The following is a 949-nucleotide window of genomic DNA, read 5'->3' on the forward strand; positions in this document are numbered from 1 at the left end:
TCCATGTACCAGTCGACGATCCGCGGCACATCGGTGCGGCCGCGCGCGCCGCCGAAGGCGGTGCCCATCCAGGTGCGGCCGGTGACCAGCTGGAAGGGCCGCGTCGAAATCTCCTGGCCGGCGCCGGCCACGCCGATGATGACCGACTTGCCCCAGCCGCGATGCGAGGCTTCCAGCGCCTGGCGCATCACCTTGGTGTTGCCGGTGCAGTCGAAGGTGTAGTCGGCGCCACCGATCTGGTCGGCGCCGCGCTTGGTCATGTTGACCAGGTAAGGCACGATGTCGCCGTCGATCTCCTTCGGATTGACGAAATGCGTCATGCCGAACTTCTCGCCCCAGGCCTTCTTGTCGTCGTTGATGTCGACGCCGATGATCATGTCGGCGCCGGCCAGGCGAAGACCCTGGATGACGTTGAGGCCAATGCCGCCGAGGCCGAAGACGACAGCGGTCGCCCCTTGCTCGACCTTGGCGGTGTTGATGACGGCACCGATGCCGGTGGTCACCCCGCAGCCGATGTAGCAGATCTTGTCGAAGGGGGCGTCCGGATTGACCTTGGCCACCGCGATCTCGGGCAGCACGGTGAAGTTGGAGAAGGTCGAACAGCCCATGTAATGAAAGAGCTTCTCGCCATTGATCGAGAAGCGCGAGGTGCCGTCGGGCATCAGGCCTTGCCCCTGCGTGGCGCGGATGGCGGTGCACAGATTGGTCTTCCTCGACAGGCAGGACGGGCACTGCCGGCATTCGGGCGTGTAGAGCGGGATGACATGGTCGCCCTTCTTGACCGAGGTCACGCCCTTGCCGACATCGACGACGATGCCGGCGCCCTCATGGCCGAGGATTGCCGGAAAGATGCCTTCCGGATCGGCGCCCGAGAGCGTGAACTCGTCGGTGTGGCAGATGCCGGTCGCCTTGACCTCGACCAGCACCTCGCCCTCGCGGGGACCTTCGA

At 65.3% G+C, this 949-nt stretch carries 1 protein-coding gene; it reads right to left on the reverse strand.

Annotated elements, in window-relative coordinates; translation table 11 throughout:
- Nucleotides 1–949, reverse strand: a 949-nt coding sequence (locus P9273_RS32025; RefSeq protein WP_278052566.1) for a zinc-binding dehydrogenase, incomplete at both ends; no start/stop codon positions are given.

Source organism: Mesorhizobium sp. WSM4935 (genome assembly GCF_029625735.1).
Lineage (GTDB): Bacteria > Pseudomonadota > Alphaproteobacteria > Rhizobiales > Rhizobiaceae > Mesorhizobium.